This window comes from Shewanella metallivivens (assembly GCF_028750675.1).
GTDB lineage: Bacteria > Pseudomonadota > Gammaproteobacteria > Enterobacterales > Shewanellaceae > Shewanella > Shewanella metallivivens.
In genome coordinates, this window is the sequence record NZ_JAQQPZ010000015.1 from 431202 (window position 1) to 450342 (window position 19141).

At 44.0% G+C, this 19141-nt stretch carries 18 protein-coding genes; 4 read left to right on the plus strand and 14 right to left on the minus strand.

Annotated elements, in window-relative coordinates:
- Window positions 1-7 precede the first annotated feature (7 nt).
- From rodA to leuS, 8 genes are all read right to left on the minus strand, one after another.
- Entirely contained in the window at window positions 8-1129 is a 1122-nt protein-coding gene (rodA, locus tag PQR79_RS20025; protein WP_238107246.1) for a rod shape-determining protein RodA, read from the minus strand.
- Window positions 1111-2967 (minus strand): penicillin-binding protein 2, encoded by a 1857-nt coding sequence (gene mrdA / locus PQR79_RS20030; RefSeq protein WP_238107247.1) that lies wholly within the window; start codon window positions 2965-2967, stop codon window positions 1111-1113. The genes rodA and mrdA overlap by 19 nt, the downstream gene beginning before the upstream one ends.
- Before the next feature lie 127 nt (window positions 2968-3094).
- The gene (gene rlmH, locus PQR79_RS20035) at window positions 3095-3565 is read right to left on the minus strand and encodes a 23S rRNA (pseudouridine(1915)-N(3))-methyltransferase RlmH (RefSeq protein ID WP_238107248.1); all 471 of its coding nucleotides are present in this window, start codon (window positions 3563-3565) and stop codon (window positions 3095-3097) included.
- Complete coding sequence (gene rsfS, locus PQR79_RS20040; protein ID WP_188919691.1) at window positions 3565-3894, minus strand: ribosome silencing factor; 330 nt, start codon at window positions 3892-3894, stop codon at window positions 3565-3567. The genes rlmH and rsfS overlap by 1 nt, the downstream gene beginning before the upstream one ends.
- Before the next feature lie 88 nt (window positions 3895-3982).
- A complete protein-coding gene (gene nadD, locus PQR79_RS20045; RefSeq protein ID WP_238107249.1) occupies window positions 3983-4618 on the minus strand; it encodes a nicotinate-nucleotide adenylyltransferase in 636 nt (211 codons plus the stop codon).
- Window positions 4619-4634: 16 nt separating this feature from the next.
- Window positions 4635-5669, minus strand: coding sequence for a DNA polymerase III subunit delta (gene holA / locus PQR79_RS20050; RefSeq protein ID WP_238107250.1), 1035 nt, complete (start codon window positions 5667-5669; stop codon window positions 4635-4637).
- Window positions 5669-6163, minus strand: coding sequence for an LPS-assembly lipoprotein LptE (locus PQR79_RS20055; protein WP_238107251.1), 495 nt, complete (start codon window positions 6161-6163; stop codon window positions 5669-5671). The genes holA and PQR79_RS20055 overlap by 1 nt, the downstream gene beginning before the upstream one ends.
- A 145-nt stretch (window positions 6164-6308) precedes the next feature.
- Window positions 6309-8900 carry a leucine--tRNA ligase gene (gene leuS / locus PQR79_RS20060; protein ID WP_238107252.1) on the minus strand — a complete coding sequence of 864 codons (2592 nt, stop codon included), beginning with the start codon at window positions 8898-8900 and terminating at the stop codon, window positions 6309-6311.
- Window positions 8901-9020: 120 nt separating this feature from the next.
- Between leuS and PQR79_RS20065 the strand changes: the two genes are divergently transcribed.
- A complete protein-coding gene (locus tag PQR79_RS20065; protein ID WP_238107253.1) occupies window positions 9021-9521 on the plus strand; it encodes a zinc ribbon-containing protein in 501 nt (166 codons plus the stop codon).
- A gap of 15 nt (window positions 9522-9536) precedes the next feature.
- On the opposite strand, the gene PQR79_RS20070 is transcribed toward PQR79_RS20065, so the two are convergent.
- From PQR79_RS20070 to miaB, 6 genes are all read right to left on the minus strand, one after another.
- Window positions 9537-9827 (minus strand): DUF6482 family protein, encoded by a 291-nt coding sequence (locus PQR79_RS20070; RefSeq protein ID WP_238107254.1) that lies wholly within the window; start codon window positions 9825-9827, stop codon window positions 9537-9539.
- Window positions 9828-9969: 142 nt separating this feature from the next.
- On the minus strand, window positions 9970-11532 hold the full coding sequence (gene lnt, locus PQR79_RS20075; RefSeq protein WP_238107255.1) for an apolipoprotein N-acyltransferase: 1563 nt from the start codon (window positions 11530-11532) through the stop codon (window positions 9970-9972).
- A gap of 3 nt (window positions 11533-11535) precedes the next feature.
- On the minus strand, window positions 11536-12414 hold the full coding sequence (gene corC / locus PQR79_RS20080; protein ID WP_238107256.1) for a CNNM family magnesium/cobalt transport protein CorC: 879 nt from the start codon (window positions 12412-12414) through the stop codon (window positions 11536-11538).
- A 45-nt stretch (window positions 12415-12459) separates the two neighbouring features.
- Entirely contained in the window at window positions 12460-12927 is a 468-nt protein-coding gene (gene ybeY / locus PQR79_RS20085) for an rRNA maturation RNase YbeY (RefSeq protein ID WP_238107257.1), read from the minus strand.
- Window positions 12924-13988 carry a PhoH family protein gene (locus PQR79_RS20090; RefSeq protein ID WP_238107258.1) on the minus strand — a complete coding sequence of 355 codons (1065 nt, stop codon included), beginning with the start codon at window positions 13986-13988 and terminating at the stop codon, window positions 12924-12926. Before PQR79_RS20090 ends, ybeY begins: the two co-directional genes overlap by 4 nt.
- A gap of 161 nt (window positions 13989-14149) precedes the next feature.
- Window positions 14150-15574, minus strand: coding sequence for a tRNA (N6-isopentenyl adenosine(37)-C2)-methylthiotransferase MiaB (gene miaB, locus PQR79_RS20095; protein WP_238107259.1), 1425 nt, complete (start codon window positions 15572-15574; stop codon window positions 14150-14152).
- Window positions 15575-16004: 430 nt separating this feature from the next.
- On the opposite strand from miaB, the gene PQR79_RS20100 reads away from it, so the two are divergent.
- The 3 genes from PQR79_RS20100 (at window position 16005) to ychF (ending at window position 19131) form a co-directional block, all read left to right on the plus strand.
- A complete protein-coding gene (locus tag PQR79_RS20100) occupies window positions 16005-17222 on the plus strand; it encodes an FAD-dependent monooxygenase (RefSeq protein WP_238107260.1) in 1218 nt (405 codons plus the stop codon).
- A 151-nt stretch (window positions 17223-17373) separates the two neighbouring features.
- A complete protein-coding gene (gene pth, locus PQR79_RS20105) occupies window positions 17374-17961 on the plus strand; it encodes an aminoacyl-tRNA hydrolase (RefSeq protein ID WP_238107261.1) in 588 nt (195 codons plus the stop codon).
- Window positions 17962-18039: 78 nt separating this feature from the next.
- Window positions 18040-19131, plus strand: a complete 1092-nt coding sequence (ychF, locus tag PQR79_RS20110; RefSeq protein ID WP_238107262.1) for a redox-regulated ATPase YchF — start codon at window positions 18040-18042, stop codon at window positions 19129-19131.
- The last annotated feature ends 10 nt before the right edge of the window (window positions 19132-19141 follow it).

The window sequence follows — 19141 nt, forward strand, 5'->3', positions numbered from 1 at the left end:
CGTATCCTTATCTATCGACAAATCGTCTATGTGTTTGAATGCTCATTAAAATACCAAATCCTGTCATTAGGGTTAGCATGGATGTTCCCCCATAACTAATGAGCGGAAGTGGTACGCCTACAACAGGTAGTATCCCAGATACCATACCAATATTAACAAAAACGTATACAAAGAATGTCAGCGTGATACTGCCTGCTAATAACCTTGCAAAGCTGGTTTGTGCTTGTGAAGCAATCATTAGGCCCCGACCGATGACAAATAAATACATCGCCAGCAGTAATAAGCTCCCAATCAATCCAAACTCTTCACCAATTACCGCAAAGATAAAGTCGGTATGTCGTTCTGGCAAGAACTCTAATTGTGATTGAGTCCCATTGAGCCAACCTTTCCCCCATATTCCCCCTGAGCCGATGCCAATTTTAGACTGGATGATATGATAACCTGCACCGAGTGGGTCTTGCTCAGGATTAAATAAGGTTAATACCCGAGTGCGTTGGTAGTCATGCATTAAGAAAAACCACAAAAACGGTAAAAACATCAGCACAGCGGCAACGGCGCCGCCGACAATTAGCCAGCTCATTCCTGACAAAAACAATACAAAGACGCCAGAGGCTGCCACTAAAATAGAGGTACCTAAGTCAGGTTGTTTAGCAATCAGTAATGTTGGGATTAATAGAATCACAACTCCGCCAGCCAAGTGGCGTTTTTTCGGGGGTAACGGAAATTTACTGATATACCAAGCCATGGTGATCGGGAAGGCAAGTTTGATGAGCTCCGAGGGTTGAAACTCCATAAAACCTAAATTGAGCCAACGCTGGGCGCCTTTATTGATGGTTCCAAATAATTCAACGCCAATGAGTAACACCACCCCAGCTAAATAAATGGGTAGTGCCCAACGTCGGAGTAATTCGGGGTTAATTTGTGCAAAACAAAACATCACCCCAAGCGACAGTGACATACGCACTAATTGGCGTTCCATCATGGCAGGGTCTTCGCCACTGGCAGAATAAATCACAAAGAGGCCAAATAACATCAATAGCAAAATACCACTTAACAATGGAGTATCTATGTGTATTTTTTGCCAAAATGACTGTTGGTGTGGATGATTATTCACGGTTTTACCGCCCATTCGTCACGTAAAATATACTCGTCGAGCAATGCCCTTGCTAACGGACCTGCGTTTGCACCACCCCAGCCGGCATTTTCTAATACTACGGCCAGCACAATGCGTGGGTTTTCATAAGGTGCGTAAGCAATAATTAATGCGTTGTCGCGTAAATGTTCGGCAATTTTATCGGCATCGTATTTTTGATCTTTGGCAACACTAAATACTTGCGCTGTACCGGTCTTCATGGCTGCGGTATAGGTTGCATCGGTAAAGCGCGACTTGTCTGCTGTTTGGCGCATTGCTTCATTGATGATGTCCCAATTGCGTGGGTTTTTAAGCTCTATTGGTGGCTGCTCATCAATGGGGGTATCAATTTTTACCGTGTTATTTTTAAACGATTTTAATAGGTGTGGGGTAAAACGTTTGCCTTTATTGGCCATAATGGCTGCAGCATTAGCAAGTTGCAGCGGTGTGGTGGTCCAGTAGCCTTGGCCAATTCCTACTGAAATCGTGTCGCCATTATACCAAGGTTGATTGTAGCGCATGCGTTTCCAATCTCGTGATGGCATAACGCCATCCGACTCTTCAAAAATATCGATACCCGTGCTTTTACCAAAACCAAACGGCTCCATAAAAGTGGCCATTTTATCGATACCCACTTTGTAGACTAAATCGTAAAAGTAAATGTCACATGAGTCGACGATGGCGTGGTAAATATCAACCCAACCATGCCCCCATTTTTTCCAGTCGCGCCATTTGCGCTCAACACCGGGCATTTGCCAGTAACCAGGATCCCATACTCTGGTATGCTCGTTGATGACTTTTTCTTCTAGCCCGAGTAATGCAACATGCGGTTTTACTGTTGATGCTGGCGAGTATTGTCCTTGAGTTGAGCGGTTAATTAATGGACGTGATTTATCATTTAATAAATCAGAATAAGCTTTGGCACTAATGCCATGCACAAACGGGTTAGGGTCGTACGATGGGCTTGATACCATGGCCAGTACGCCACCGTCTCTTGGGTCAAGCGCCACTACAGAGCCACGACGCCCAGCTAATAATTCCATTGCCTTTTGTTGAAGCTTTAAATCTAGGGTGAGGTATATATCTTGCCCTGGTAACGGTGGCGTTACTTTTAAGGTGCGGATCACTCGGCCACGGTTATTGACCTCTTCTTCAAGATGGCCAGGAATACCGTGCAGTAAGCCTTCGTAATATTTTTCAATGCCTTGTTTACCAATATCCTTGGTGGCGGCGTAGTTTTTCCATTGTTGGCTTTTTTCTAGTTGTGCTTTGTCGCGGGTGTTAATTTTACCTACATAACCCAGAACATGTGTCATGAGTTCATTGAAGGGGTAGTGGCGCTTCAAGCCCGCTTCGACATAAAGCCCCGGAAATTTATATTGGTTAACACTGAATGTGGCTACTTGGTCTTCGGTTAATTTGTTTTTTATGGTCAGTGGCTTAAAGCGGCGATGATACTTAAGGGTTTCGGTGATGCTTTCGCGCTCATCAGGGGTTAATTCAATGAGCTTGTTAAGTTCATCTAATGTCGCGTTAATGTCTGAGACTTTTTCAGGAATGAGCTCAAGCGAATAATAAGGTTGGTTTTCGGCCAGTAATACGCCGTGACGGTCGTATATCAGTCCTCGGCTTGGAGCTGTTGGGACAACCCGAATACGGTTGTCGTTAGAGCGTGTTTCGTAGTCTTTATATAACACAACTTGTAAATTGTAGAGGTTATAAAACAACACGCAAAGGAGTGCAAAAACGCAGAAAAAGGTAAATAAAGCACGACGTTTAAATAACGCTGCTTCTGCGGCGTGATCATGCATGGTAATGCGCTTTTTTGGCGGCACTTATGCTATCCCCGTCGTTATCAAGTGGAAGGTTGACTGAAAAAGATCACTGTATCAGCTGATGAATATGAAAAAAAGAGTTGCATGATAATCATTATCGATTGGCCTAATTATCTATGCTCAAAGCTTATTCTCGGTGATAAGGATGGTTGTTATTAACGCTCCATGCGCGGTAGAGACTTTCTGCCACAATAACCCGCACCAAAGGATGGGGTAGGGTTAGTGCAGATAAACACCAGCTTTGGTTGGCCGCCTCTTTACAAGCAGGTGAGAGTCCTTCTGGGCCACCAATCAGCAAGCTGACATCTCTGCCGTCGAGTTGCCATTTTGTCATTTGTTCGGCAAGGTCTGGTGTTGTCCAGTTTTTGCCGGGTAAATCTAGGCTGACAATATGGTTCCCTTTAGCTACCGCCGCTAACATGAGCTCGCCTTCTTTATGCAGAATTCGGGCTATATCTGCATTTTTTCCGCGTTTTCCCGCAGGAATTTCAATGAGTTCCAATGCCATATCTCTTGGGAAACGGCGTTGATACTCCTCGAAACCTCGGGTAACCCAGTCAGGCATTTTTGTGCCAACGGCAATAAGCTGTAACTTCATTATGCGCTGTGTTCAGACCATAATTTTTCAAGCTCGTAGTAATCACGAGTTTGTTCTTGCATAACATGCAAAATAACAGGGCCTAAGTCGACTAATACCCATTCGCTGCTGTCACGACCTTCAACCCCTAGAGGTTGTACGCCAGCATCTTTAGCAGACACAATGACGTGTTCGCCGATTGAACGAACGTGAGTTTTTGATGTACCAGTACAGATGATCATGGTGTCTGTGATGGTTGACTGTTTAGATACGTCTAAAACAGTAATGTTTTTAGCTTTTAAATCATCGATTTTATCGATAACGAAATCTTTTAGTTCGGTGCCTTGCACGCGAAATACCTCATTAGTAAAAATTAACGGAGTATTATACTCAAATTCGCTGTGAATGCGCAATTAAGCTTATTTAATCAGGCCGCCGTTATCGATACAGTTGATGTTGGTCGATATATTGACGCGTTGAGGGTAATAATACTTTACTGGTATCAGCATTTTGCGCCAATTGTTGACGTATTTCGGTTGATGAAATATTAACGAGCTGACTGTTAACGTTAAATATCTTTCCGTGGGTAACGTGATTTTTTAACGCCAGTTCGTTGGGCTGTGCATGGCGAAATAGTAATTGTTTGGCCATTTCACTTTGGGCATCCATTGTCCAACCTGGGCGTTGGCATAAGGCGATATGACACAGAGAAAACAATGTTTGCCATCGATGCCACAATGGTAATTGAATAAATGAGTCCATGCCCATGATAAAAAAGAACTCATGTTCAGGGTATTGTTGTGTCAGTAAGGTCAGGGTGGTGACACTATAAGAGGGGGTGTCACGGTTTATTTCGATGTCGCACAATTCAAATTCTGGGTATTGTTGACAGACCAATTTGACCATTTCTAAACGATGATAGCTGCTAACCATGGTGCTATTTTTGTGCGGTGGAATGTGGTTAGGCATTAACCACACCTGGTCTAAGTTAAGCTGCTGTTTGACGTCTAATGCAGGATTGATATGGCCAAGGTGAATGGGGTCGAAGGTGCCACCCAATATACCAATTCGCATGTGTTGTCCTTTAATGTTAATCCGTGAGCTCGATATGTGCCAAACGCTTGTGTGCTCGAGGGTCGAATAAAATGCAAAGATGGCTGATGCCGACCCAGTCTTCAATGCCTTTTTGCTTAAGGTTTAGTTCAAGCTTAGAGGCAAAGGCGAGCATGTGTTCGATGTGGTCGAGATCTAAACGGGTCAATGCCGCTTGAAATAACGGTTTACGTTTGTCCCAAATTCGGTGTTTTCCCCACAACTGACTCAGTTGCTCACCATTGTGTTGAGCAAGCTTTAACGTAAGCAGCAAGTTAATTTCTTTAAACAATGCCCACATTAAAATGGGCATCGCAGTGCCTTCGGCTTTTAACTGCGCCAACATATGTTGTGCTTGCTTTTGATGGTTGGCCAATATGGCATCACAAAGCTGAAAAACGCTAAAACGCGATTGGTCTTCAAAGTATTGGTTAAGTTGCTCTGGGGTAATATTCTTTTTAGGGCTGAGTAGTTGCAGCATTTGCATCGCTTGTTCTGCCGCTAATAAATTACCTTCAAATAAAGTAAATAGCATGGCTTTTGCGTCGTGATGTACCGTGAGGCTGTAATGAGCGATGCGGCTGTCGAGCCAACGTTCAAATTGTTTACCTTCAGGAGTGGTGCAAGGTAAGTAAATGCCTTTGGCGTCGAGCGACTTGAACCATTTGCTGTTGGTTTGCTCAGCACCTGCTTTAGGACCTTGAACAATTAACAGCATGTCGGGATTGGGGTGTTGTAGCAAGGTTTGAAATGCAGCAGCTCCCTCTGTGCCGGGCTTGCCTTGAGGTAAGGTTAATTCAACAATTCGTCGATTGGCAAATAAGCTCATGGCTTGCCACTCTTGAATTAACTCGTTCCAGTTGAAGCCTGTTTCTTGGCTGAGTTGCACCCGCTCTTCAAACCCCTGCTTTTTAGCAGCATCAAGAATGTGTTGTTTGCTGTTTTCGAGCAGCCAAGGGTCATCACCAAATAATAAAAAACAATCAGGTAAGTTTTTAAGGTGTTGTTTTAACTGATCGGGGTAGACCCGCATTATTCTGCTCCAATAGATGCCAGGGTTTGAATAATGTAGTCGGCTGCTTGCACTCGCATTTCTTTTAGCAACAATTCCATTTCACGACTTTTTGCTAATGCGGTACGTGGATCGTCTTGATAATCACGGCGAATTTCGGTGTCGAATTCTTGTGGTTCTTCTCCCGGCAGTGTGACCGAGTAATGAACGACATAAATAAGTTCGTATTCGGCAACGTTGCCGGTTGGGTAAAGTGACAGCGTGGTGCGTTCTAATGTGTCATTGATTAAGCGTAATGTCGGAGTTTTGTCTGCGGCATTAACAAGGGTAATTCGGTTAATGCGTAAACGGTCGCGTACAAGGCGGGTTAATTCGCTGTATTCGTCGCTACTGCTTAAGTGCAGTTCGGCTAACTCAGCAGGAATTGAGTAACTGCGTTGCAGTTTAAAACCGCAACCGACAGTGGTCAGTAGCACCAGGGTCATTATGGCTAAACAGATTTTTTTGGCTAGCATAGTGAGGGGAGGCATCCTTGTATATTGACATGGTTAACATAAATAACTTACCGCTATTTTACTAGGGTAAGTTATTTTACTGCTAATAATATTACAACCTGTGAGAGTTGTTTACTCCCACAGGTTATTGCCGTTGTGGTAACGATTAGTTAGCTACAATGCTTAACAGTTTGCCTGGCACGTAAATCACTTTACGTATGTTTAAGCCTTCAGTGTGCTTTTGCACATGCTCATCGCTCATGCCGAGCGCTTCAACATCTTCTTTAGACGCATCAGCAGCTACGGTGATTTTTGCACGCACTTTACCGTTAACTTGAACCACAATCAGTTTACTGTCTTCAACTAATGCAGCCTCGTCAACTTCAGGCCAGCGGCTGTCTTCGATGTTGCTTTGGTTACCGAGCTCTTTCCACACGGTAAAGGCAATGTGCGGAACGATTGGGTAAAGTAGGCGAGTCACTGCAGAAAGCGCTTCAGCAAGTAGTGCACGGTCTTGTGTGCTTTCTTGTGGTGCTTTTAATAAGTGATTCATCAATTCCATTACCGACGCAACGGCGGTGTTAAACATTTGGCGGCGGCTAATATCATCACTGACTTTTGCAATCGTCTTGTGTAGTTCACGGCGCAGTGCTTTTTGGTCAGCGTTTAATTTGCTAACATCAAGTGCTTCTGTTGGGCCTGCGGCAACATGGTCGCTGGCCAGTTTCCAGAAACGCTTAATAAAGCGATGTGCTCCTTCAACGCCAGACTCTTGCCACTCAAGTGTCAGCTCTGGAGGCGATGCGAACATCATAAATAAACGGACGGTGTCAGCACCGTATTTTTCGACCATGACTTGTGGGTCAATACCGTTGTTTTTTGATTTAGACATCTTGCTCATACCGGTGTAAACCAGTTCGTTGCCTTGATTGTCTACCGCTTTAAGGATACGGCCTTTATCGTCTTTTTCTTCTACGGTTACGTCTAAAGGTGACACCCATACACGGGCACCTTTGTCGTTGGTGTAGTAGTAAGCATCAGCTAATACCATGCCTTGAGTTAATAACTGTTTAGCTGGCTCATTACTGTTCACTAACCCGGCATCACGCAATAACTTGTGGAAGAAACGGAAGTAAAGTAAATGCATACACGCGTGTTCAATACCACCAATGTATTGATCAACAGGTAACCAGTAGTTGGCTTTAGCCGGATCTAACATTTCATTTGCATGTGGACTACAGTAACGTGCGTAGTACCAAGATGACTCCATAAAGGTATCAAAGGTATCGGTTTCGCGCAGTGCGGCCTGACCATTGACAGTGGTTTCGGCCCAGGCTTTATCGGCTTTGATTGGGCTTTGGATCCCGTCCATTACCACATCTTCTGGCAAAATAACTGGCAGTTGATCTTCAGGTGTTGGGATAACAGTGCCGTCAGCTAAGGTTACCATTGGGATAGGTGCACCCCAGTAACGTTGACGAGACACCCCCCAATCACGCAGGCGGTAATTCACCTGACGCTTACCTTTACCTTCAGCGGTTAAACGAGCGTCGATTGCGTCAAACGCCGCTTGAAACGCTAGGCCGTCTAATTCTGGGAACGCGTCGCCAGAGTTAAATACCACGCCTTTGTCGGTGAACGCTTCTTTGCTGATGTCTAACTCGCCGTCAAGTGGCTTAATGACCGCTTCAATGGCTAAACTATATTTAGTGGCAAATTCATAATCGCGTTGATCATGTGCAGGAACCGACATCACCGCACCGGTGCCGTAATTCATTAGTACGAAGTTAGCAACCCAAATTGGCACCAGTTTACCGGTAATAGGGTGAACGGCGTTTAAGCCTGTTGCAACGCCTTTTTTCTCCATCGAAGCCATGGCGGCTTCTGTGGTGTCAGCGTTTTTACATTCTTCTAAAAACTCAGCTAATTGCGGGTTGTTTTCAGCGGCTTGTATTGCAAGTGGGTGACCGGCTGCAATGGCAACATAGGTCACACCCATCAAGGTATCAGGGCGCGTGGTATAGATATCAAAGCTTGCATCACTGTCTGCTACCGCAAAGGTCATTTCGATACCTTCGCTACGGCCAATCCAGTTACGTTGCATGGCTTTAACCTGTTCAGGCCAGCCATCTAATGTATCGATGTCGTTAAGCAGCTCTTCAGCGTAGTCAGTAATTTTAATAAACCACTGTGGAATTTCTTTTTGAACGACTTCAGTGTCACAACGCCAGCAACAACCGTCTTGTACTTGCTCGTTAGCCAGTACCGTTTCATCGTTTGGACACCAGTTTACTGATGAGGTTTTTTTGTACACTAAGCCTTTTTCATATAGCTTAGTGAAAAACCATTGCTCCCAACGATAATACTCTGGTGTACAAGTGGCAATTTCACGGCTCCAGTCATAACCAAAGCCTAATAATTTAAGCTGGTTTTTCATGTAGTCGATATTTTCGTATGTCCACGGCGCTGGAGACGTCTTGTTATTGATCGCGGCATTCTCTGCAGGCAGACCAAAAGAGTCCCAACCAATCGGTTGCAACACATTTTTACCTTGCAAACGTTGATATCGTGCCACAACATCACCTATGGTGTAGTTACGGACGTGGCCCATGTGAAGACGGCCTGAAGGATACGGGAACATAGAAAGACAATAGAATTTTTCTTTGCTTTCATCTTCAGTGACTTCAAAGGTTTTATGTTCTTGCCAGTGCTTTTGCACTAAGGCTTCAATTTCTGAGGGATTATATTGCTCTTGCATCAATCTATTTCCGGCCATGCCGCCTATTGTTTGATCTAACGCTCAACAGCGCGATTTATAACTGCATAGAATAAACCAGAAGTGATCTATTAAAAAGGTGCGTATTAAGGAGTATTACCTATGAGTGGAAAAAGTTCAGCACTATTAGCCTTATATCAATCACTATTTGAACAAGTGAAAACGACGTTCGAGCAAGATAACTCATTGACAGCTAAAAGTTTGTTTGAGTCTGTCACCCAAGGAAAAGCCTATCTACAACTAAAATCAAATGCCGATGAAGAAGAGTTAGCTTTAGTAGAAGAATTTTTAAAGCGAGACATCGCCAACTTTTTAAATGAGAAAAATGAAGATAATTTGAGTCACAGCCCGACGGTTATTGGTATTGAGAACACATTATGGCAATGGCTTAGTGAAATAACGGATAGAAGCCAAGTTGAATGGCATGAACTTTTACAAGATTTTAAGCATCATGGAGTTTATAAGTCTGGGGAAATCATTAACCAAGGTAAATTGACGTGCAATAAGTGCGGTCACGAAATGCAAATCGATTTTCCTGGGGTAATCCCCGACTGTCCAAACTGTGATAATGATGAGTTTTCACGCGAACCACTGACCCCTTAAACTGTAATAGTTCACTTAAAACTCGACTCGGTAACGGCAATGATGACTACTGCTGTTACCGATCATTTCATCATACGCCGATTGAATTTGTATCATGGCGTAATGGATCCCTTGCTGTTTAAGCAATTCCTCTGCTTGTGTAATCGAATTAAGGCTCATTAACTTGCCTGTTTTATCACGAGCACTTTTAAAGTTACCTTGCTCATCTTCTATTCCAAGTAAGTAATGATTTGAATCGGCGTAACTGATAATGGTTGGGTGTAGCGCTTGCTGACTAATGGCTGACTTTATTTCTGAGAGTTGCATAATCGCCTCCTTTGCTGTGTAAACTCTATTACGATGCTTAGGTGGATATAGTTCAATATTTAATCAATGATTAGCCTGAAGGTAAAAAAATAGGTTACCTCAATAAGATAACCTATTTATCGTAGCGGTTCATTTATGTGGATTATTTACGCAGATAATTGACCACGCCCATCAATAGCAGTAAGCCACATAATATCAGTAGCGGTAATTGACCGATTTTTCTAAACCAGGTTTCACCTCTGTAAAGCGCCACATCTGCGACCAATACGCCGGTTTCAAACTGCGCAATAGTATCTGTAATACGGCCGTGTGGGTCGACGACAGCGGTGACGCCATTATTAGTGCCGCGCAGCAGTGGCTTACCCATCTCGATAGCGCGCATTTGGGCGATTTCCATGTGCTGTAATGGCCCGTTTGATGCGCCAAACCAAGCGTCGTTTGATACCGTTAAAAGCATGTCTGTTTGATTGGTCACACTGGCTCTAACCTGCTCAGGAAAGACTATTTCATAACAAATAGCTGGCGCAATATGGTAACCCACAGCGGTAAGATTTTGTTGAGTATACTTACCCCGTTGAAACGATGACATGGGCAAATTAAAAAATGGGGCGATGGGACGCAGCAAGTCACCAAAAGGCACAAACTCGCCAATAGGCAGCAAATGATGCTTTTTAAACTCATTAGTGCCATTGACGAGGTAGTCAGCGCTCTGTTGCTGTTTTTGGTTATGGTTACCCAATACAATCAGCGAGTTATAATAGTCATCTTGCTGGTGGCTAATAATGCCGGTGATGATGGCAGTATTATTGAGGTTTGCCACTTGGTTAGCGTTTAATAAAAAGTCTTCGACCATGACTTCTGGTGCCGGTATGGCGGCCTCAGGCCAAATCACAATATCAACGCTAGATGTATCATCAAACTGAGCACGAGTGAGATCCATGTATTTCAACATGGTTGGCCATAATGCGTCAGGCTCCCATTTCATGCTTTGGGGAATGTTGCCTTGTACTAATGCGACTTTGACTGACTTTCCGCTTGGCGCGATAGGGTTTAATTGCGGTGCCGCCCATGCGCTTAAGGCCAAAATTGGGATAATAATTAAAATAGGTAATAGGCGCTTTTGCGTGAGTAACACCAATGCGCCAGCGACAATGGCGACGATAAAACTTAGCCCAAGTGCGCCAATAAAACTGGCTAGTTCACTTAATGGCCCAAGTGTTTGGCTGTAACCTGCCCATATCCAAGGGAATCCGGTTAATACCCAGCCTCTTAGCCATTCAGTTAACACCCATAACGCCGGAAATAAGCCTAAATAGACCAGATAAGGTGATAAAGCATGTTTACGTGTTTGGGACAGCTTAGTAAGCAAATAGCCACACAATGCAGGGTAAATGGCCAAATACAGCGCTAAGACAGCCATTAATGCCATCGACACGACTACAGGCATGCCGCCAAAGGTATCAATACTGACATGCACCCAGCTGATACCGACTACAAAGCAACCAAAACCAAAACTTAGCCAGTAATATAGGCTGTTTTTCGCCGTTAATGATTGGCTTTGCCATAGTGCAAAAGTCAGTGCGAGTGGGAAAGCTGCCCAGATCTCATAGGGCGCAAAAGATAACGCAGTGCTGGCGCCAGCAATAAATGCTGTCACCAGACTGACAATACTCAAGTTAGAGTATACAGATTGATTGTTTAACACGATTTAGTCGTCGAATTCTTCGCTAAGATTAGGGTCGGGTAGCTTAACACGAAGTTGTACTAAGCGGCGGTTATCTGCGTTGATGACCTTGAATTCAATATTATCGATAACAATACTTTCGTTACGCTCAGGCAAATGGCCAAAAGCGTGAGACACTAAACCACCAACGGTATCGAATTCTTCGTCGCTGAAGTGAGTACCACAAGCTTCGTTAAAGTCGTCGATTTCTGTTAACGCTTTTACCATGAATACAGTATTGCTGAGTTTTTTAATTTCGGTGTCTTCTACTGAGTTATGATCAAATTCGTCTTCAATTTCACCAACGATTTCTTCCAGAATATCTTCAATAGTGACAAGGCCTGATACGCCGCCGTATTCATCAACCACAATGGCCATATGATAGCGTTGCGAACGGAACTCTTTAAGCAGGACATCGACGCGCTTACTTTCTGGCACTACCACGGCTGGGCGGATCACTTGAGCCAGTGTGAAGGGGTCGTCAGACTGTTTAAAACCGAATTTGATCAGATCTTTAGCCAGTAAAATACCTTCGATATGATCTTTATCTTCATTAACGACAGGGAAGCGCGAGTGGCCTGAGTCGATAACCGTTTCTAACAGTTGTTCGACGCTACAGTCTATTTGAATAGTCACTATCTGTGAGCGTGGGATCATGATGTCACGCACACGAAGGTCGGAAACCTCTAATACACCTTTAATCATTTCGCGAGTGTCTTCTGTTATCAGGTCGCGCATTTCAGCGCCTGCTATGACGTCGACTAGGTCTTCGCGATTTTGAGGTTCGCCCTGAAATAGTTGGTTGATTTTATCGAACCAGCTTCTCTTGTGGGCGCTTGTACTCGGGGGGATATCGTCACTCATAATATTTTTATAAACTTGTCTATCTATCAGATAAATATCGTTTATTTATGCTTCCTTATAGGGATCTGTAAAACCTAAGCCTTCAACAAGTTGGGTCTCTAATGACTCCATCTCATCGGCTTCCTCGTCGATAATATGGTCATAACCTAGCAAATGCAAGCAGCCGTGTATGACCATGTGTGCCCAATGGGCATTTAAGGGTTTATTTTGCTCGATAGCCTCTTGTTCAACAACCTTTGCACAAATGACTAAATCACCTAAAAGTGGCAGTTCGACTTCGGGTGGCGCTTCAAAGGGAAATGACAATACATTAGTGGGTTTGTCTTTGCCACGATAAGTACTATTAAGCTGTTGGCTTTCGGCTATATCGACCACTCTAATAGTCAGTTCAACCTCTGACATGGTTTGACCAATGGCAGTGCGCACCCAAGATTCAAATTCTGCTTGTGATGGCAGGTTGGGGGCTTGGATTGCAATTTGCAGATCGAGATCTAATTTGATTGCTTGGCTCATTGGGCCGGGTCCTGTGTTTCCTGCTGTAGACGTTTTTGCTCACGTTCGCGGTAGGCTTGTTCTTTTGCTGCTTTTTCGATTTGCTCTTGTTGTTCAAACGCCTCGTAGGCTTCAACAATCCGTGCCACCACGGGGTGACGCACTACATCTTGCGCAATAAAGAAGTTAAAGCTGATTTCTGGCACTTCACTTAATACTTCAATTGCGTGGCGCAAACCAGACTTTTGGCTGCGAGGTAAATCGATTTGGGTAATATCGCCAGTGATCACCGCGCGTGAATTAAAACCAATTCGGGTTAAGAACATTTTCATTTGTTCTACCGTGGTATTTTGGCTTTCATCTAAAATAATGAATGCATCATTGAGTGTCCGGCCGCGCATATAAGCAAGTGGAGCGACTTCAATGACGCTGCGCTCAATCAGTTTTTCAACTTTCTCAAAGCCCATCATTTCAAAGAGCGCATCGTAAAGCGGACGTAAATAAGGGTCGACCTTTTGGCTTAAATCCCCTGGCAGGAACCCCAATTTTTCACCGGCTTCAACCGCTGGGCGGGTCAGTAAAATACGGCGCACTTCTTGGCGCTCATAGGCATCGACTGCGGCCGCAACGGCTAAATAGGTTTTACCTGTACCGGCAGGGCCAATACCAAAGCTGATGTCGTGGCGGGTAATATTGTGCATGTACACGCTTTGATTAGGCGTGCGTGGCTTAATGACGCCACGTTTGGTTTTAATGTGCACACCGCTGTCATCGTGTTCTTGCTCTGCTTCAAGATTGATAGCTTCTTGAATGGCTAGGTGGACGACTTCGGGTTCTAAATCTGGGGTACTGCCTTTGACTGTTTGGGTTTCGATATACAGTTGGCGCAATAAATTATTAGCATTCAAGGCATTACGTGGTAAACCAACAATGGTGAAGTGGTTGTTTTTATGAATAATCTCAACACCTAAACGACGTTCGAGCTGTTTAATGTTGTCATCAAAAGGGCCACATAATGAGGCTAAACGGCGTGTATCTGAAGGTTCTAGATACAAGTTCATGGTAGTGACTTTAGTGGTCAAATAAGGCTCCAGTGCTTAGTCGAAAACGACACAAAATGAATATGACTTGCAATATAGACAGTGTACGAGTGTCTTTATCGAATTACCATAATATGCCGGTTTTTTGGCAAAAATAAAGGCGGACTAGCCGCCTTTATTACTGCACTCACAATCAAGCTGAATTATGGCTTGTATTGGGTCACACCCAAAGCATCATCTTGTTTGTGTTTAGCTAAAATATCAGACGGACGTAGACTACGGCGTAGATCCATTTCATTTTCACCACGAATAAATTCGCCGCGTAATGAGTTGGTATATACGTCAACAATTTTCACATCAACAAAACTGCCAATATGAGTGTGTGGTGCTTCAAAGTTCACCACGCGATTGTTTTCAGTACGACCGCGAAGCTCCATTGGATTCTTAACCGACGGACCTTCTACTAAAATACGTTGTACTGTGCCTAACATTTGACGACTGTATCGCATCGCTTGTTGGGTTATACGGTCTTGCAAAATAGCTAAACGCTGTTTCTTTTCGTCGTCGCTCACATCATCGGGCAAATCAGCCGCAGGTGTACCTGGGCGAGCGCTATAAATAAAGCTAAAGCTGTGATCAAATGCCACATCTTCAATCAGTTTCATGGTGTCAGCAAAATCATCAGCTGTTTCACCTGGGAAGCCGATAATAAAGTCAGAACTGATTTGAATGTCAGGACGGGCTTTACGTAATCGACGAATGATTGACTTGTATTCGATGGCCATATGGCCGCGCTTCATTTGAGTTAAAATACGGTCAGAACCCGACTGTACTGGTAAATGTAAGAAGCTGACTAATTCAGGCGTGTCTTCATAAACGTCAATAATGTCTTGGGTAAATTCAATCGGATGGCTCGTGGTAAAGCGTAAGCGATCGATACCATCGATTGAGGCGATTAAACGCAGCAATTCTGCAAAGGTGCAAATCTCATCATCGTGAGTGGCACCGCGATATGCATTAACGTTTTGGCCAAGTAAATTCACTTCGCGTACGCCTTGTGCTGCTAATTGGGCAACTTCAAGAATGATGTCATCTAATGGGCGACTGACTTCTTCGCCACGAGTATAAGGGACTACGCAGAAAGAACAGTATTTGCTGCAACCTTCCATAATCGATACAAACGCCGTTGGACCATCAGCGCGAGGCTCTGGTAAACGGTCGAACTTTTCGATTTCAGGGAAGCTAATATCGATCACCGCTTTTTCGCCGCGTTGGATCTGATCGATCATGTCGGGTAGGCGGTGTAAGGTTTGTGGGCCAAAAATAATGTCGACACATTGGGCGCGATCTTTAATGGCTTTACCTTCTTGTGAGGCAACACAGCCACCCACCCCAATAATTAAATTAGGATTTTTGTCTTTTAAAGATTTCCAACGCCCTAGCTGATGGAAAACCTTCTCCTGTGCTTTTTCACGAATAGAGCAAGTATTAAGCAGTAGTACGTCTGCTTCACTCGCATCTTCGGTCAAGGTATAACCTTGATAGTCGTCTAATAAATCAGCCATCTTTGATGAGTCGTACTCATTCATCTGACAGCCCCAGGTTTTAATATGAAGTTTTTTACTCATCAGTGCTCGCCGGTAAACCATAGTAAAAATAGCGCGATATTTTACCTGTTGTCTGGCCGTATGGCTAGCACTAGTGCAAGGATCACTCGTTTACAATTAAATCAGTTATTAACCCTTTAAATTGTAATGTTTTATCTTTGCAATAAAACGGCTTGATTGTGTTACAAAAATCGTAAAATTTTCTGGTTTTGTTATCACCCTGTAGTAAGTTACTTTGGGCTAAATCACGATTAAACCGTAGCAGTATTTCCGTGCTTTGTGGATATAGGGCATAATCGAATGCATTTCAGTAGGTGATCTTCATGGTGTCCGCTAATCACTCGTCTAAGTGGTCCATTGATAACTCGCTTTCAGTATAAAATTGGGTTTACTGGTTTATTTTAGATTGGCGACCACACTCGCTAGATCACTTTTTATGGATATAAACACGATGCAACAAACGCCTGACACTCAAGATACCAAACACTCAACCGAATACGATGCCGTGATTGTTGGCGGGGGAATGGTGGGGGCAGCCGCTGCTATCGGGTTGGGGCAGCTTGGGTTACATGTGGCAGTGATTGAAGCGCGTGAGCCGCAAGCTTATGATCCTGAACAACCATTAGATGTACGTGTGTCGGCGATCAGTGTCGCATCAGAGCAGCTGTTGTCTCGCCTAGGTGCGATGGAAACACTACTGACCATGCGCCATGCACCTTATGATGGTTTAGAAACCTGGGAAATGGACGGTTGCTTAACCTCTTTTACCGCTGCGCAAGTGGGGCAAACACATTTAGGTTACTTCTTTGAAAACCGTCTGATACAGCTATGTTTGTGGCAACAAATTCGCCTAATGGATAATGTAGACTTGTTATGCCCTCGCAAGGTAACTCAATTTCAGAGGCAATCGGCACTACAGCGTATTAACGTTACCTTAGAAGATGGCAGTCAACTGTCTACGCGCCTGCTTGTGGGGGCTGACGGCGCTAATTCGCAAGTGCGTCAATGGTCGGGGATTGGTGTTACTGGTTGGGATTATGCTCAGTCGGCGATGTTAATCAATATTCACACCCAGACCGAGCAGCAATCCGTTACTTGGCAGCAATTTACCCCTGCGGGCCCAAGGAGCTTATTGCCGCTACCAGGTCATCATGCCTCTTTAGTGTGGTACGATGATGCCAATCGCATTAAACAATTATCGCAATTGAACAAACTGCAATTAGCTGAACAAATTAAACAGCATTTTCCTGACCGATTAGATGTAAACTTCAGTGTTGAATCGAGTGGCAGTTTTACCTTAACTCGCCGACATGCACAGCGGTATTATCAAGACAATTTAGTGATTCTTGGCGATGCCGCTCACACCATAAACCCGCTAGCGGGGCAGGGCGTTAATATTGGCTTTAAAGATGTCGACGTGTTGGTGGCGCAAGTCGCCAACGCAATAGGTAATGGTGAAACGTGGTGGCAAGCCCCCGTGTTAAAGCGTTATCAACAGGCTCGTTATTACGATAACCAATTAATGATGACCGCAATGGATGTTTTTTATGCAAGTTTTAGCAATGACTTACTGCCACTAAAGCTATTACGTAATGGCGCACTAAAACTGGCTAATATCGACTCACCCATTAAGCGTAAAGTCTTAAAGTATGCGTTAGGGTTAAATTAACCTAAGTCGGTAGCGAAACTTGTGGTTTGTTGACAAGCCATTTGAGTGCTAAAATGCCGCGTTTTGCATCAGCTGTATTTAATGCAATCCATAAAAAGGCTATAGCGCAACTGACGAGAGTCACTTGTGTGAATAAATTGACTAGGTTGTGATGAGTAACATTAAACTAATTGTTGGGTTAGCAAACCCCGGTGCTGAATACGCACAAACTCGCCATAATGCTGGCGCATGGTACGTGCAAGAGTTAGCGCGTATTTGCAATGTGCCTTTAGTGGCAGACAGTAAATATTTTGGTGTCACAGCTCGGACAATTTTGCACGGCAAAGATGTGCGCTTGTTGATCCCGACAACGTTTATGAATTTAAGTGGTAAGTCGGTCGCGGCCTTAGCTAACTTTTTTCGTATTCTGCCCGAAGAAATTTTAGTGGCTCATGACGAGCTTGATATGGACCCCGGTGTGGCTAAATTTAAATTAGGTGGTGGTCACGGTGGTCATAACGGCTTAAAAGATATTATAGCTAGCTTAGGTAATGACAAAAATTTCCACCGTTTGCGCATAGGCATTGGCCATCCAGGCGATAAAAATAAAGTGAGCGGCTACGTATTGGGCAAAGCTCCTTTGGTTGAGCAAGAGCGTATAAATGCTGCGATTGATGAAGCCGTTCGTTCAACCGAAATTTTATTTAAACAAGACATGGTGAAAGCCATGCACAGATTACATTCGTTTAAAGCAGAATAAGCTCGGCGAGTTTTGTTTTAACACCCCTTTCGACATCATTATCCAGTGGGATAATTCTACATATATAAAGGTAAGCATATGGGTTTTAAATGCGGCATTGTTGGTTTGCCAAACGTGGGTAAATCAACGCTGTTTAATGCGTTAACACAAGCGGGTATTGAAGCGGCTAACTTCCCGTTTTGTACTATTGAGCCAAACACCGGTGTGGTACCTGTACCAGACTCTCGTCTTGACGCATTAGCTGAAATTGTAAAACCACAACGTATACTACCTACCACAATGGAGTTTGTTGACATTGCGGGCCTAGTGGCGGGTGCTTCTAAAGGTGAAGGGTTAGGTAACAAGTTTTTAGCTAACATTCGTGAGACTGATGCCATTGGTCACGTTGTACGTTGTTTTGAAGATCCAAACATTGTTCACGTTGCAAATAAGATTGACCCAGCAGGCGATATCGAAGTGATTAACACTGAACTGGCATTAGCAGACTTAGACTCATGCGAGCGTGCTATTTTACGCCAAGCTAAACGCGCGAAAGGCGGTGACAGTGATGCCAAGTTTGAAGTGAGCGTACTTGAAAAAATGCGCCCAGTGTTAGATGAAGGCAAAATGTTGCGTTCATTGGATCTAACCAAAGAAGAAAAAGCAGCAGTAGCATACTTAAACTTTTTAACCATGAAGCCAACCATGTACATTGCCAATGTGTCTGAAGACGGGTTTGAAAATAACCCTCATTTAGACGTGGTTCGCGAAATTGCTGCTAACGAAAACGCTGTTGTGGTTCCAGTATGTGCCGCGATTGAGTCAGAGCTTGCTGAAATGGACGCTGAAGAGCGTGATGAATTTATGGCTGATTTAGGCCTAGAAGAGTCAGGTTTAGATCGCGTTATTCGTGCTGGATATGAATTATTAAACCTACAAACCTATTTTACTGCAGGGGTAAAAGAAGTGCGTGCTTGGACTGTGCCAATTGGCGCATCAGCACCGCAAGCTGCGGGGGTTATCCACACCGATTTTGAACGCGGTTTTATTCGCGCTCAAGTGATGGCTTACGCTGACTTTATCACTTATAAAGGCGAAGCAGGCGCAAAAGAAGCCGGAAAATTGCGTGTTGAAGGTAAAACTTATATCGTTAAAGACGGCGATGTGATGCATTTCTTATTTAACGTTTAAGCGTTATTGA

Bases quoted from the DNA above. Each gene is read 5' to 3' on its own strand.
- rodA (WP_238107246.1), bottom strand. From the start codon at position 1,129: ATGGGCGGTAAAACCGTGAATAATCATCCACACCAACAGTCATTTTGG.
- rlmH (WP_238107248.1), bottom strand. From the start codon at position 3,565: ATGAAGTTACAGCTTATTGCCGTTGGCACAAAAATGCCTGACTGGGTT.
- nadD (WP_238107249.1), bottom strand. From the start codon at position 4,618: ATGCGAATTGGTATATTGGGTGGCACCTTCGACCCCATTCACCTTGGC.
- holA (WP_238107250.1), bottom strand. From the start codon at position 5,669: ATGCGGGTCTACCCCGATCAGTTAAAACAACACCTTAAAAACTTACCT.
- PQR79_RS20055 (WP_238107251.1), bottom strand. From the start codon at position 6,163: ATGCTAGCCAAAAAAATCTGTTTAGCCATAATGACCCTGGTGCTACTG.
- leuS (WP_238107252.1), bottom strand. From the start codon at position 8,900: ATGCAAGAGCAATATAATCCCTCAGAAATTGAAGCCTTAGTGCAAAAG.
- PQR79_RS20065 (WP_238107253.1), top strand. From the start codon at position 9,021: ATGAGTGGAAAAAGTTCAGCACTATTAGCCTTATATCAATCACTATTT.
- PQR79_RS20070 (WP_238107254.1), bottom strand. From the start codon at position 9,827: ATGCAACTCTCAGAAATAAAGTCAGCCATTAGTCAGCAAGCGCTACAC.
- corC (WP_238107256.1), bottom strand. From the start codon at position 12,414: ATGAGTGACGATATCCCCCCGAGTACAAGCGCCCACAAGAGAAGCTGG.
- ybeY (WP_238107257.1), bottom strand. From the start codon at position 12,927: ATGAGCCAAGCAATCAAATTAGATCTCGATCTGCAAATTGCAATCCAA.
- miaB (WP_238107259.1), bottom strand. From the start codon at position 15,574: ATGAGTAAAAAACTTCATATTAAAACCTGGGGCTGTCAGATGAATGAG.
- PQR79_RS20100 (WP_238107260.1), top strand. From the start codon at position 16,005: ATGCAACAAACGCCTGACACTCAAGATACCAAACACTCAACCGAATAC.
- pth (WP_238107261.1), top strand. From the start codon at position 17,374: ATGAGTAACATTAAACTAATTGTTGGGTTAGCAAACCCCGGTGCTGAA.
- ychF (WP_238107262.1), top strand. From the start codon at position 18,040: ATGGGTTTTAAATGCGGCATTGTTGGTTTGCCAAACGTGGGTAAATCA.